The sequence below is a fragment of the Paenibacillus azoreducens genome (assembly GCF_021654775.1).
Classification (GTDB): domain Bacteria; phylum Bacillota; class Bacilli; order Paenibacillales; family Paenibacillaceae; genus Paenibacillus_AQ; species Paenibacillus_AQ azoreducens.
Window position 1 is genome coordinate 3,408,399 of record NZ_AP025343.1, and the last position, 14,596, is coordinate 3,422,994.

Genomic DNA, 14,596 nt, shown 5'->3' on the forward strand with positions numbered 1-14,596 from the left:
TATTGACATGTGGAGACTTCTCCGCTTAATATAAAGAGGAGAGCTCTCCGTTTAATGTTAATCTAAATTTAGTGCAAATTCAACAGAATTATGGTCGAAGGAGATTGAGGATGGATTCTATCGCAAAACCTATAAACGAAAAAGCATTACTGGCCCTATTATTAATTGCCTCATCATTGGCCACGATGAATGTCTATATGTTCAATATTGCTGTTCCATTTATTATTAAAGACTTGCATCTGTCCACTTCCGAAAGCAGTCTGGTAACGACGCTGTATGCAGTTGTACTAGCAGCAGGTTCGGGTACGTATGGAAAGCTTACCGACCGTTTCTCTGCACGGTCATTAATACTAATAGGGATAGCCCTTTTCACTCTGGGTTCGCTAATGGGGGTTTTTTCGAGCTCTTTTCCGGCCGTTGTAACCGCAAGAATTATTCAAGCAGCTGGTGCTGCGGCTATTCCCTCCCTAGCGTATGTAGTTCCGCCTAAATATTTCAAACCCGAGAACAGAGGCAAAGCATTAAGCCTTGTGTCTACTACTTACGCGCTGATGGGTGGAGTAGCCCCGGTCCTCAGTGGATTTATTATTCAACTGTTTGGTTGGCACGGTCTTTTTGTTGTTTCTCTCTTGATCGTATTTATTATCCCATTTGTTGTGAAACACTTCCCTACTAATGTTGCACAAGGGGAGAAATTCGATGTCTTAGGAGCTATATTATTCTCCTTGGCAGTAGGCATTCTGGTACTAGGTATCAGCCTAAATCCTTATCTTTTAATAATTGCTGTCCTGATGCTTATTGCGTTTTCATTCCACATACGCGGGAAGAACGCACCTTTTATCACCATCTCTTTACTCGCTAACAAAAACTACAGAAATTCCTTGCTCTCTGTATTTGCAGGCACATCTGCATATCCGGCCGCTTTATTTTTATTGCCCTTGGTTCTAAAACAGGGCGGTAACTTGCAAGCAAGCCTGATCGGCATCGTCATGTTCCCAGGCGCACTGATTGGTTCGTTGTTCGGCCCTTACATGGGAGCACTTTCTCGCAAGTACAATGGCAGGATCATTATCCTAGCTGGTCATGGTTTTATGATTCTGGGAGCACTGCTTATGGCGGTTTTGCAAGACATGCCCATCGGCATTGGGATAGTCATGTTCATCTTTGCGCTCGGCTATACCACATTAGTATCATCCGCTGCCAATGTTGTGCCATCGACCTTGAAAAAGACGGAGATTGGTATCGGGATGGGAATCTTCACGCTTTTAAGTATTTTAGGAGGTGCATTTGGTCCTTCTATTTTAAGTCGATTTTTATCCTTCAATACTAACTTTACAATCTCCTTTATCATTGTCATCGTTATGTCAGTTATCGGCATTTTTCTAATACTCGCAACGCGAGCAGATCATTCCCAAGATGATCTGAACAGGCATCCGGCCAATGGCTTAAGGTGAATTTAGGGATATCCCAGTGTACGTAGGAACGCTATCAAAAAGGCCTTCCCGCAACTCAACTGTGACTCATGGAAACAAAATACAGCAGAAGGAAAAATGCCGGCTGAAAGTGGGAAGGTTTGACCCCCTGCTCCGCCGCTCGCCTTTCCCGCAGCGCAAGACCCTAATGCACCTGATCGTGAAGAGGATCACGCTGGACGACAGGAAGCACATCGGCAGCGTCGAGCTCGCCTTCAACGAGGAGACCGAAAAGTATTTTTTAAGCTTAGCCCCTTCCGCTGAAACAATAGCGCAAGGGGCTTTTCCTTTATCCTGATAGGTCTTACCTTTCTTAATAATTCTGAGCAAAAACTTCGCCCTACTTGTGATAAGGTTCACCGCGCTGTCTGTAACGACAAGTTTTTTCACTGCTTTTCAAATAAAGCCCCCTTTCGCAAGGAGGCTTTCAATTTTTCAGGAGAATAAACATGCCAGCCATCATCACCTGGCGGTTAGTTCCTCATGCATACGCCACAATCGTTTTCGCACTTCTTCATCAAAATTAGCCTTAACAGGCACCACCTTCATTTTGTCGTTAATAAAGGCTCCATTCATGTTCTGAATTTCTTGTGCTGCTGCGGCGTAAACCCCCGGTTTGCAATCGGAGGAACGTGCCCTTGCATTCATTACTTAAATACCAAGGAGCATTACTGGTCAGATTGGATTTTACCCATCCCGGATGAAATGCAAATTATGAAACTCCTGTTCCTTCGATTCCTCGTGCCAATTCGAAAGCAAAATAAGTTCTGGCGAATAACCGTTTGGGGTAAAACACACTTACCGCTAAATTGGTTTACAAGCTGTAGATCCTCAAAAGAACCGGATCCCGCTATCCGTGTCTTTTTGGCCTTGACATGCGTTCCATGAACAAGGCTACCCTGCGCCTGCTAAAAAATCGAATCATTTGACCCATAAGGTAATTGTTACGGCCATCGATGATATAGCTGCGTCCCTGATCAATCCCGCGAAATCCGGCCTGTACAACCTTCTCCGGGGTCGAGAGCTTTTGGCCCGCCCCCATTTCCTCACTGCCGACCGCATCGAAAAACCCCGTCTCGGTTGCACCTGGACACAGTGCGAGCACGCGAACGCCTCTCCCGCGCGTTTCCGCCCATAGCGCCTCGGAGAAGGACAATACAAATGCTTTGGTAGCCCCATAAACGGCTGAATAAGCACAAGGCATGAACGCGGCCATCGATGCCACGTTAACGATGACTCCGTCCTTTCGCCTCAGCATATCGGGCAGCAACCGATGCGTAAGATCGACTAACGCAGCCGTGTTCAGCATGATCTCCTCCTGCTCGCGCTCCGGGTCTATTTCTTCGAAACGGCCATAGGTGCCAACGCCTGCGTTGTTGATGAGAATATCCACGGACAAGCCCAGTTCGGAAATTTGTTTGGCCAATTGGCGCGAGGCGTTCGCTTTGGACAAATCGCAAGCCAATGCATAAGCCTGTACGCCATACTGGCGGTTGATTTCCTTGGCCATTGAATCCAGTTTGTCCTTGGAGCGCGCTGCCAGAACAACATGACAGCCTTGTGCCGCCAGTTCGTTGGCATACGCTTTCCCTATTCCGGATGAAGCACCGGTGACTACTGCTAGCTTGTTACGATAAGTATACTTGATCAAGAAAAAAACCTCCTATTTAGAACTTATCTGACATAAATTATCTTCATCGTACTGTCGATAGGCATGGGTTAACCACATCATGTTTATACTATTAGCGGGATTAATAGCCTCAGTACTCGTTATGGTTCTCTTTTGTAGAAACGGCATTCAACAGAGACTATAATAATCATGTATAGAGTGCTTTTGGTCTATTTGGTTAATAGCGATATGTATCTTCCATATGAGTAAATAGAGGTGACCCACTTGAAAATGAATCGTTCCTCATCCGCATTGGGTGACTTCCTTAAATCGCGCAGAGAACGGTTGCAGCCTTCGGAGGCCGGGATTCAGCCGCTGCCCGGACGAAGACGCACTCCGGGACTTCGAAGAGAAGAAGTCTCTTATCTTGCCAATATAAGCGTGACTTACTATGCCTGGCTGGAGCAAGGCAAAGAGGTTAATCCTTCGCCGGAAGTGCTGCTAAGTATCAGCAAAGCGCTTCAGCTTGACGAAGACGAGCAGAAGCATCTATTCGATCTGGCCAATGTAGATGTGGCGAGCGTCGTCACAGTGCCAAATAACGGTGGGCCGGATACGGGAGTTCTGCAGAAAATCGTAAATCAACTGCATTATCCTTCTTTTATCACAGACGAAGGTACGGATGTTATCGTCTGGAATCGGGCGGCTGAACTGATCGTAGCCGATTTCGGCAGTCTGCCGGACAACGAACGGAATATGATGGACATTATGTTTTTAAAGCCTGATTACCGCAACAGACTGGTGAATTGGGAAGGAGCTGCCCGTTACTCTGTAGCCGTTCTGCGGGCAGGCTTCGATCTTTACAAGAACAACCCGTTATATATGGAACGGTTTGAACGCTTGACGCGGGAAAGCGTGGAGTTCGTACATTTCTGGGAGCTATATGAAATCAAACAAAAACGCGTAGCCACTGCTTTATTCCTTGTTCCTGACGCACAGGAGATGGAGTTCGAGCTCCATTCCGCGGCTGTAATCGATAATGACCCGGGACTGCACTGGTGTTTCTTTGTTCCGGTGCCCGGTTCAGGCACCGAGGAAAGATTATTGCGTTTACTTGAGCAGGACAGGCAGCTACCGTAGACTGTTACTCCTGTTAATAGAATAGGCGTGCTGTGGCTAGCACCCTCCAGTTGTTTGTATGATTCAGTGGAAGACAACGATTGGAGGGTATTTAGTATGCAAACATGGTTCATTACAGGAGCGTCAGGAGGCTTGGCTTCACGTATAACTCGCCGGTTGCTTGATAGAGGGGACCGTGTAGCCGCAACGGTACGCAAGCCGGGGGTGCTGGATGATCTGCAGGCACAGTATGGCTCTGGGCTATGGCAGGCTAATTTAGATCTGACAAACCCTCAGCAAATTGCTGAAGTCGTGGAACGTGCATTTTCAGAACTGGGCACGATCGATGTGTTTGTCAATAATGCAGCCTATGGCTTGTATGGCGCAGTGGAAGAAGCAAGCGACAGGCAAATTGAGCATCAGTTTATGACCAATGTGCTTGGCTCCCTGCGTGCAGCGCGTGCAGTCCTGCCCTTTTTCCGCAAGCAGGGCGGCGGTCACATAGTACAGATTTCGAGTATGGCGGGTTATTATTCTATTCCGGGTATGGGACTGTATTGCTCTTCGAAATGGGCGGTCGAAGGAGCCTTTGAAGCGCTAGCTAAGGAAGTGGCTCCGTTCAATATTAAGACCACTATGGTGGAGCCCGGCGGAATCCGAACGAATTTCATTACAAGCAACGCCGTATTCGGCGAGCGGATGGACGAATACCGGGATACGGAGGCGGGCCGATTCGTTAGCCTGATGAAGGGAGAACTGCCTGGTATAGATATGGGCATGTTCAATCAAATGGTTGTCGGCGATCCGGATAAAATGGCGCAGCAGATTATCCGTCGTGTCGACCAGGGAGAGGGTCCGATACGTATGGCGTTGGGCAGTGACGCCTATGAGCAAATCCGGGCAGCCCTGCTAGACAGACTGGCCGCTCTGGAAGCACAGAAAGAGCTGGCTTACTCCACTGATTCAGTTGATGTGGTAAAACAATTTTAATTTTAAAGGACACCAAAGAATTCGACATCCACGGCAACTGATATATACTCCTCTGAAGTAGCCGGTTTATTTATTAAACCTGCTTACTTAAAGGGGAGCATTTTTAAAACTTGCCGTTACTTATGATACAGTTCTCCGTTTCACTTATAGAACAAGATTAAAAGACATCCGCTCGGATGTCTTGATTCATGCCGAATAAGACTTCTGATTGCCTTCCTATACTAAACTCTTGGAGAAGATTCAAGCTGCTTTGAATGCTGGCTCCGATAATCAATTAACAGTTGCTGCATCTTATCCACCGTGCCATCTGGATGAGGAACATGAATAGAAACGATCAAATTAGAATCGTTCAAGTATAGAAACATAACGATTAATTGCTGTAGCACCTGGACCTACAAATACCGAGCTTTTCACGGTTGGCAAAACACCCGAACAAATCCAGGGACTAGCCAACATGAACGCCTTTGGATGTCTCGGAGAGACCGAGGACACTGCAGGTGTGATCCTCTTTCTAGCGAGCGAAGAATCGCAGTGGGTTACGGGGACAAACCATCCGTGTGAATGGTGGATTCATTTAGGACGTGTCTGAAAACTAAATCGATTTATGGTATGATTTGAGAAAACGATTAGAGCATTCTATCATGATTGTACACCCTACGGTTTTTGCAACGGTCTAGTTGCGGCATGGCATTCACCTGCAAATAGTATAGTTAAAATATTTCATTTATGCCAGTGTACCACACCAGCTTGAGGGATATAATGACGATGTATTAAGAAGAGGAGGGAAATCATTTTGACTATTGAACGTTTTCAAATTCAGGTCTCTGATGAAATCCTTAACGATCTGCAATACAGAATCCATCACATCCGTTGGCCGGATCAATTGGAAAATGCGGATTGGGAACGGGGCACGGAATTAAATTACTTAAAATCGTTAGTTTCGTATTGGAGAGACCATTATGATTGGCGCGCACAAGAAGCCAAGTTGAACCGCTTCTCCCAGTTTCGCTGCAAGATCGATGGGATCGACGTGCACTTCGTACATGAACGCGGTAAAGGTCCTAACCCTTTGCCCCTGATTCTTACTCACGGATGGCCCGACAGTTACCTTCGTTACCAAAAAATCATTCCGCTGCTTACGGATCCGGCCAGCCATGGCGGCAACCCCGAGGACTCTTTTGACGTAATCGTCCCTTCATTACCTGGCTTTGGATTCTCCAGCCGCCCTAAACATCCCGGGGTCAACAATTTTCGTGTCGCCGAAATGTGGGTTAAGCTCATGACCGAAGAATTAGGCTACAGTAAATTCGCTGCCGCCGGTGGGGACATGGGCTCCGGTGTGACCAGATACCTGGCGGCAAACCATCCCGAACGGTTATACGGAATCCATCTGACCGATATCGGGATTATCCGAGATCTCATAGCTTCATCTGATCAGGCCACGCTTTCGGAAGAAGAGCGGCAATACCAGAACAATGCTTCGGCATGGATGGCTCAGGAGGGCGGCTATATGTCCATTCAATCGACGCGCCCCCAAACCCTCGCATATGGACTTTCCGACTCGCCCGTAGGTTTGGCCGGTTGGATGACGGAGAAATTCCGATCATGGAGCGATTGTAACGGCGATCTTGCGCAAAAATTCAGCGAGGATGAACTCCTTACGCATATTATGGTGTATTGGGTGACGAACACCATAGGATCGACAGCGCATATGTATTATGATAATGCGCATTCTTTGCCGCCAATCGGCTACATCGAGGTTCCGACTGGCCTTGCCCTATTCCCGGCGGATATCCTGTTGCCGCCCAAGGAATGGGCCATGCGCAACCTGAATGTAACCCGCTGGACTTCGATGCCCCGCGGCGGACATTTTACCGCTCTGGAGGAACCAGAGCTTTTTGCCGATGACATTCGCGCATTCTTCAGACCTTTTAGAACGAAAAGCTGGTGAATCAGAACCGTTTCGAAATAAAGTAGGGGGAACCACTGGGATGGTCGTGAATCATCGCAACTCGCAAGCGTTGTCTCACTATCCATCCATGTCGTAGAGCTGTCGCTTGCATGCGTTGTAGGAACATCGGCTCCCTTGTCCGTATCTTTTGTTCTCCTCTACGGCTTTGTACAGGTTTAGGAAGTAGTTTACCTTTCCTCGAATAATCGGGTTGGGTTCTATTCACGCAGTGAACACCAGGCCGGCCGTGCTCTAGGGCATTAGGGATGGACCGCTTGGCTCCGCCGTTATCTCGCGCTTGGCTGTAGGGTCATTGTATTGGAAGCCGCCTCATAAATGTACTCTGGTTATGAATGAGGCGGCTAACGGCCCCTTCAGCAGCTTCGGATAATTCCGGACATAGTCCAGAAAATCGCCGGGGTGCCGACGAAACCTGCTTCAGCGAATTCACGGTAATTCCGAGCTTGGCCATGGCCGTATTCTTCGGACACTTTGATTCAACCAGATTTTATTCCCTTTATGAAAGAGGGTTTCTTGTTCATTCAAGCTCCTTTTTAGTTCTGTGCTTGGGACTTTGCCAATATACTCTTAAGATAAGATATCACAATGGCTTCTTCTATTTTCAGGAAGGAAGATAAGCATATGCCGATAAGTCCTCCAATCTTGCAGAGGGGCGATACTGTTGGAGTCGTTACCTTGGGCAGCCCGCTCGCTGCAGACGTAATTAATGCACGGATCGAAATTTTGAGAGCAATGGAGTTCAATGTTGTATTGGGTCAATATGTATATGCGCAAAACGGGTTTCTTGCCGGCACAGACGAGCAGCGGGCTTCTGATTTGATGATGATGTTTCAAGACGAGCGGGTTAAAATGATACTACCCACCAGAGGCGGTACAGGAGTGGCCGGAATTCTTCCTTACATTGATTATACTGTGATCCGAAATAATCCAAAAATTGTTACAGGTTACAGCGATATAACGGTACTATTAAACGTACTGCATCAATATGTGGATTTAATAACATTCCATAGTCTGCTGCTTATTGACTTCAAATCCGAAACGCCCGCTTATAGTTTCGATCAGTTTTTTTCCGCGACATCCGTATATTCATTAGCTCGGACAATCTTGAATCCGCCGGGGATGCCGCTGATAAGCCGTGTTCCGGGCAACGTTACTGGGCAACTTGTGGGCGGTAATCTGACATCCTTTGTCGATACGTTGGGCACGCCTTTCGAAATCGATACAAGAGGTAAAATTCTCGTTCTTGAAGAAACACATGAACCTACCAATACCGTCTACAGGTACTTGAATCATTTGAAGCTTGCCGGAAAATTTCGTGACTGCATCGGCATTATTATGGGAGAGTGCTCAGGCTGCCAGGCGGCTTATGGTAAATCCTATGAGGATTTAATCAATGAATTTGTTGTACCTCTCGGTAAGCCGATGATAACGAACCTTGCCACAGGTCATGGCTTTTATAAAGCCGCATTGCCGATTGGCGCAACCGTTAATCTCGATTCAGTCAATACTAGAATAACTATAGTTGAACCTACCATCAGCGTTAGCCGATCGTTATGACCAACTACCAGCATGTCTTTATTAGCTAACATTCCCCGTTAGGTTAATGAAAGAGCTGTCGAATTATAATTAGATATGTGTCAAATCGGCAATCGGTACAAGTTCTTGTTCTCGGCTCGGGACAAGAGCTTGTACCGTTAAAACAAAAAAAGCCGCTAATAGCGACTTTAAATGGGACCATGTTCTTGTCCCTCGACAGCCCACCTCTCCATGTAAAATCGCTGTCTTTAAGGTTCAGCATAACAGACAATAGGCGAAAAATGTAAAAGGAGCTGTCGCGGTGCGACAAGCTCCTAGAAATCCATATGACTAAGTTTTAATATAATCTAAGACTACGCTTTGGCCAGCAAGTAAAACCGGTGCTGTGTCACCTCAAAGTAACCTTGCCGTTCAATAAGCAGATGAACACTGTATAGTTCTTCTCTGTATTTATCGACCTCGAAACCCGGAATCTGCCACGGAATGGCCTTCAAATAATAGACCAGTGCGCCGACATCATAGAATCGTTGACTAAGAAATTGCTCAGACTGTTTCACGACTTCAAAGTGATTCTCCCGCACTCCGCGCATAGCAGCATCGAGCTTCCATTCCGCAAATTCACTATTTAACGGCACGCCGAACCGTTCGTTGATCTCGTGACAATCAGTGCCTCCCGACTGTTGAGTGAGGAAGTAGCCGCCATCGGTGAGCACCCGCCGAACCTCTCGCGGCGAATACGATTCATGCTTGTTCAGCACCAGATCGAACTGGCCGGTCTCAAAAGGAAGATGCTCATCATCATCCACAGAAAGGACAGTCACACCTAGCGGCTCCAATCGTTCCTTGGCGAGGGACAAATTCGGCCGATAGCCTTCGGTAGCGCAAACGGATTTCGGCCACGGCCTCAACATCGACAACAGCTCGCCTCCACCAGTCCCCATATCCAGCATCGACTCGGCATCCTGCATGAGAGGCATAGCCATACTTCCGAATGACCATGCCAAGCAGTCGCTATTCATTCGCCCCGTTTCCACAATATAAGAAAAATCCCATCCCGAGAACGGCTGGCTCGCTTGTCCGATCCAATGTTCAAATTGCTTGTCTTCTCTTCTCATCTACAAGTCCCTCCAATATCGTGGTCTACAAATCGAGTATTCTTCCATTTACAGATACCCGTCCGGTGGACCACGCGCATAAGGAGATAGGACTTAGTATTCGTGCTCGATCGATCGCATAGAAGTGCTCCTCTCATTTCATACAGTCACTACCTGCCTCCAACAATATGGACGATATTACCCTTCCCAGCCCTCCAACGAAGCATACACTCCGCCCTCGGCAATTTCAGCTTTTTGTGTAACGATTATATCATATTCGTGACCTCTTGCACCTGATAGATGAAAAGGAAACTATTACTTCAAATATTTTATTAATTAAACTCTATCTTGATTTGGTCCGTCATAGTTGGTGTTTAATTCAACACCATCAATTTTCTTATCTCCCTTTTCAATTTCAAAACCCATTTTAATATGGTAAGCAATCGATACTTTGTTAACAGGAGACGTTACACAACGGACAATATTACGGTCATTTTGTTTGACAACATTAAAAATATAGTTTCCCCAATAATCCCCTTCTGTTGATGAACTCCTAAATCTGTATTTGTCATAATGACAGCACCGTTCTCTAAATATGGATACGCCTACGCCCCAACCAGATGAGGAAATTTTGCGTCCACGGAATGCTATAAACAAATCCATGCAAATAATGACCCGTTGCTTCTTCCCGGTATGTTGATGAACCCCTCCATTCCATGGGAATTTTTATCCTCAAAACGGTTTGGAGGAAATAGCATAGGTATGCCCTGAATCATCAGCCTCCCTTTCCTCCTTCATACTTGATTCTCCTCCATCGGAAAGGCAAGTATATTAGGGAATCTCATTTTCCCATCATAATGTTTCGAATGGCCCCAAGCGGTGCTTTGGGTTCTCTATCATAAGTAAGCAAGCCATTGATTTCCTGCTCGACGTCCGTCAGCTGCGTATAGCAATATCCTTTGATCACCGGGGATGATAACATCGGATCAACCACTGCCTTGAGCTTGCGCAGAAAATCCTCTTCATTCTCTGCTCCTGAATAACCCCAGCCCTCCCATTCGCTCTTCTTGAATGCAATACCGCCAAACTCCGATACGAGTATGGGCTGACCTTGATAGGAGGCTCCGCCGACAAAAATTCGGCGGTTGGCAGGCATCGCATGCACCGCAGATTCTGCTGTAGCATATCTGTCTTCCAACACTTCTTGACGACTCTCGTAATCATGAATGGTTACCAGGTCAGTTGTCATCTGCTCCCATCCATCGTTATACACAACCGGTCTTGTCTCATCCAGGGACTTGGTCAGATGATACATGGCTAGTCCATGCTGTTGCTGACGCTTATCGACCTGAACATTCGGAATCCCCCAGCTTTCATTCAGCGGAACCCATGTAACAATACATGGATGGTTATAGTCACGCTCGATGATTTCCAGCCATTCTTTAGTGAAACGACCAACATATTCTTCCGAAAAATCGTATGCATTCGCCGCCTCGCTCCACAGTAGCAGGCCCAGTTTATCGCACCAATATAGAAACCGTGGATCCTCGGTCTTCTGATGCTTTCTCACTCCGTTAAATCCCATGTCCTTCGCCAGTTTAACATCGCGTTTCAATGCATCGTCCGTTGGTGCCGTTAGAATTCCTTCGGGGAAGTATCCTTGGTCCAGCACGAGTCTCTGAAAATATGGACGGTTATTCAGACAGAGCTTACCATCTTCAATCGAAACCTTCCGCATGCCAAAATAACTCACAACATCATCAATTACCTCTTGGTCCCGAATGAGTCGAAATTGAATGTCATACAGATTCGGATGCTCGGGACTCCATAAACGGCCAAGACCATGTTCCGTGAAATCATTCAATCCGATTGTTCGGAGCTCTTCCACATATCTGATCGTAAATTGATCCTTAGCAACCTGTTCACCCTTATACGATACCGTCATTTGCAGCTTAAGATTATCTGAGATCTTGAAGCCCTCTAAATAAGTCCGAATCCGAATTTCATTACGGTCAATATCCGGCGTGAGCGTTACCTTACTTAAATGCACAGTAGCCAGCGGCTCTAGCCAAACGCTCTGCCATATTCCAGTTGTGCGAGTATAGAAAATACTTGCGGAATTCTCAAGCCAATATTGCTTACCCCGCGGCAAGGTCACATCGCGGCTGAAATCTTCCGCCCGAAGTACTATAGTATTGCTGCCTTCTACGAGAGAAGGTGTAATATCTGCCTGGAACGGCGTATGTCCGCCCTCATGCATTGCCACAAGTTGGCCGTTAACCCAAACTTTTGCTGAATAGTCAACTGCGCCAAAATGAATCACAATCCTTTTTCCATTCCACTTCTCCGGGATTTCGAAGGTTCTGCGATACCATACGACATCGTGAAAAGAAGGGTCTTCTATGCCGCTTAATTTACTTTGAAACGTAAAAGGTACATTGATTTTCCGGGTGAATGGAGCGATGATATCCCCAAGATACCAACGTTCGTTTTCACCAACTACCTCATCATCAAAAGAAAAATCCCATTCTCCATTTAAACTTAACCATTCCTGGCGAACAAACTGAGGCCGCGGATATTCCGGACGCGGTGTGGGGATGCTGCTTAGCTCTGTCATATGTCGTTCACTCCTCTAATCGATCGTTGACTAAGTCTGATGCTCAGACCCTTTGACCAATGGAAACCTCATTATCTACTCCAATTACCGAACAAGTAGTGGAACTTTTTCATATATATTACTTTACGTAAAATGTAGCGTCTTTCTGATCCAAATCAGTCGAAACCGGAGAGATTTCTAACATACCGTCCCGGTGTCTAATAAATGTCCCGGTCATGTTAAACGACTCAAAGGAAGCCGCCCATGGGCTCGAGAAACCGGTACGCAATTTCCAAGTCGCATCCTGTTTGAACAAAGTGGTATTATTGTTTGGCTCAAGCCAAATCTTACCGTCACGATGCCTTAGATATTGGCCTGGAAAGGACACGGATTCGATGGAGACTGCGGATGGATCCGCCAGTCCTTTAACGATTCTCCATTGCGATTCGGCGCTGTACTGCCCTCCGTCAATCTTTCCTCGGCCATCATGATAACGAACAAAACTATTCCCGATGTTGAAACTTTCCAACTGATTAACGGGAATATCCACATCCGTACGTACCGTCTTCCAGTTCTGCGTATCCAAACCATTGGCCGTCCATTGGATCACTTGGGTGCCAGCTGGCGATCCGCCTCCCGCATTGTACAGCATCAATCCGCTGTGTTCGTTCATGCTGGTGTAGTATCCGTTGCCCTTGTACACAAATTTCCACCTCTGTGTGTCCAATTCATTATTCGTCCACATAATGACGTTCGCGCCCGGCGTCGTGGACCCGTTGGGATTATCCAGGATCAGGCTATTGTTTACATTCATGGCCCGGAAAAAGCCGCTGTTCCTGTAATCCAATCGCCACCACTGGGTATCCGCTCCGAGATCGTTCCACTGGATGACCTTGGTCCCGGCCGGCGAGCCGCCGCCGGCATTATCCAGAAGGAGCTGGTTGTTCTGATTGATCAGCTTATAGGTCCCACCGGAAACAATGGAGGATTCTTTGTCCACCTGGGCTACATTAGCACGGATTTCATTCCGATTCCCCACTTTTACGGTATTAACTTCCAGGAGCAATGACGGATTAAGCGGCAACAGCGTCCCGCTCCAGGCTGCCGGCGTGCTCTGGTTTGTCCCTTTTACGGTTAGTGGCGCGTCCATTTCTGTCCAGGTCGCTCCGTAATCTCCGCTCGTGAACATTTTGTTAGCAGAAGAAACCACGTCCGTCATGCCCCGAACGTAAAATCTGCCATTGGCTGTTCCATCATCGATGTAGGCAACCTCCGGGGTCTGGGATGCGCGATATATCCCCGTTCCTACAACGTTCCCCAGGTCCGTCGGACTTCCCCAGTTGATGCCGTCGGGTGAGGTTTTGAAGCGAACTGCAAAGTTAGGAGCTGCCCCCAGCATCTCAAAAAACATGAAATAGCTTCCATTCTTCGCTTGTAATACCCGGGGCATCCCCGGACGCCAGTTCCAATCTGCCTGATTTCCCACAATGATGCTGTAGTCCCCCCAAGTCAGACCGCCATCGCTGGAAATTTCCTGCGCGATCGCCTGGTTATAACCTGGCTTGCGTTCATCCGAGTAATAGCAGATCAATCGGCCATCATCTGTTACCGCAAACTCCGGTTCCCACGTACGCTGGGTTCCTGCGGTTCCCCTTGCCGCCAAGTTGCTGTGGAACTGCCATGTGGCGCCATTGTCTGTGCTTCTCCAGATATGAATCGTATACGATGCGGAGTTGTCCCAATCTGTAGATGCGAATAATAAGGTTCCTGCCGGATAATCTCCAACCTGCTGCGGCAATACATACAGTGTTGTCATACCTTGCTGACTCCGGTTCAGACCATAATCATTGGGATCAATTTCACTGAATAGGGACCAGGTTAATCCGCTGTCAGTGCTCTTGTAAAAGGGAAAGGGTTTCATTCCGCTCCATCCTGCGTTTCCGGGAAACCGGGGTGTGAAGGTGGTCAGAATATCGCCATTATCAAGCTTGACCGCTCTTACATAGTAAGGCTCCGGTTCAGCCGGATTACTAAATACGACCGAACCAGTTGCAGCCGCCTGTGCAAGCGGTACTGCCATAGATGACATGAGCAGCATAACGGTTACTGCAAGCAGCCCAATGCGTTTCAACCTATTTTTCATCTCGATCCCCCCAAAAATAAATAATTGGTGACTCGATGCAATCATGCTCATAGAATTCATTGATC

The 14,596-nt window shown here is 47.2% G+C and carries 11 protein-coding genes and 2 pseudogenes; 7 read left to right on the forward strand and 6 right to left on the reverse strand.

Translation table 11 applies throughout. The features are described 5' to 3' along the window. Positions 1 to 110 precede the first annotated feature (110 nt). Entirely contained in the window at positions 111 to 1,454 is a 1,344-nt protein-coding gene (locus tag L6442_RS14970; RefSeq protein ID WP_212977994.1) for an MFS transporter, read from the forward strand. Positions 1,455 to 1,470: 16 nt separating this feature from the next. After that, positions 1,471 to 1,770, forward strand: a complete 300-nt coding sequence (locus L6442_RS14975; protein ID WP_212977993.1) for a hypothetical protein — start codon at positions 1,471 to 1,473, stop codon at positions 1,768 to 1,770. A gap of 164 nt (positions 1,771 to 1,934) precedes the next feature. On the opposite strand, the gene L6442_RS14980 is transcribed toward L6442_RS14975, so the two are convergent. Next, positions 1,935 to 2,120 carry a hypothetical protein gene (locus L6442_RS14980; RefSeq protein WP_212977992.1) on the reverse strand — a complete coding sequence of 62 codons (186 nt, stop codon included), beginning with the start codon at positions 2,118 to 2,120 and terminating at the stop codon, positions 1,935 to 1,937. Positions 2,121 to 2,322: 202 nt separating this feature from the next. Further along, the gene (locus L6442_RS14985; protein ID WP_212977991.1) at positions 2,323 to 3,123 is read right to left on the reverse strand and encodes an SDR family NAD(P)-dependent oxidoreductase; all 801 of its coding nucleotides are present in this window, start codon (positions 3,121 to 3,123) and stop codon (positions 2,323 to 2,325) included. 249 nt (positions 3,124 to 3,372) lie between these two features. Between L6442_RS14985 and L6442_RS14990 the strand changes: the two genes are divergently transcribed. From L6442_RS14990 to L6442_RS15010, 5 genes and pseudogenes are all read left to right on the forward strand, one after another. After that, positions 3,373 to 4,221: a helix-turn-helix domain-containing protein gene (locus tag L6442_RS14990; RefSeq protein WP_237100323.1), complete on the forward strand. Its 849-nt coding sequence runs from the start codon at positions 3,373 to 3,375 to the stop codon at positions 4,219 to 4,221. A gap of 96 nt (positions 4,222 to 4,317) precedes the next feature. Further along, the gene (locus tag L6442_RS14995; RefSeq protein ID WP_212977989.1) at positions 4,318 to 5,190 is read left to right on the forward strand and encodes an SDR family oxidoreductase; all 873 of its coding nucleotides are present in this window, start codon (positions 4,318 to 4,320) and stop codon (positions 5,188 to 5,190) included. A gap of 354 nt (positions 5,191 to 5,544) precedes the next feature. Then, positions 5,545 to 5,768, forward strand: a pseudogene (locus L6442_RS15000) (SDR family oxidoreductase); the annotation flags it as partial. Between the two features lie 215 nt (positions 5,769 to 5,983). Further along, the gene (locus tag L6442_RS15005) at positions 5,984 to 7,141 is read left to right on the forward strand and encodes an epoxide hydrolase family protein (RefSeq protein ID WP_212977988.1); all 1,158 of its coding nucleotides are present in this window, start codon (positions 5,984 to 5,986) and stop codon (positions 7,139 to 7,141) included. A gap of 642 nt (positions 7,142 to 7,783) precedes the next feature. Next, the gene (locus tag L6442_RS15010; RefSeq protein WP_212978072.1) at positions 7,784 to 8,719 is read left to right on the forward strand and encodes a S66 peptidase family protein; all 936 of its coding nucleotides are present in this window, start codon (positions 7,784 to 7,786) and stop codon (positions 8,717 to 8,719) included. Positions 8,720 to 9,051: 332 nt separating this feature from the next. Here the strand turns inward: L6442_RS15010 and L6442_RS15015 are convergent, their stop codons facing one another. From L6442_RS15015 to L6442_RS15030, 4 genes and pseudogenes are all read right to left on the reverse strand, one after another. After that, positions 9,052 to 9,813, reverse strand: a complete 762-nt coding sequence (locus L6442_RS15015) for a class I SAM-dependent methyltransferase (protein ID WP_212977987.1) — start codon at positions 9,811 to 9,813, stop codon at positions 9,052 to 9,054. A 315-nt stretch (positions 9,814 to 10,128) separates the two neighbouring features. After that, a pseudogene (locus L6442_RS15020) lies at positions 10,129 to 10,314 on the reverse strand (GNAT family N-acetyltransferase); the annotation flags it as partial. 319 nt (positions 10,315 to 10,633) lie between these two features. Beyond that, positions 10,634 to 12,409, reverse strand: a complete 1,776-nt coding sequence (locus L6442_RS15025; protein ID WP_212977986.1) for a glycoside hydrolase family 2 protein — start codon at positions 12,407 to 12,409, stop codon at positions 10,634 to 10,636. A gap of 118 nt (positions 12,410 to 12,527) precedes the next feature. After that, complete coding sequence (locus L6442_RS15030; protein WP_212977985.1) at positions 12,528 to 14,531, reverse strand: AbfB domain-containing protein; 2,004 nt, start codon at positions 14,529 to 14,531, stop codon at positions 12,528 to 12,530. Positions 14,532 to 14,596: the final 65 nt, after the last annotated feature.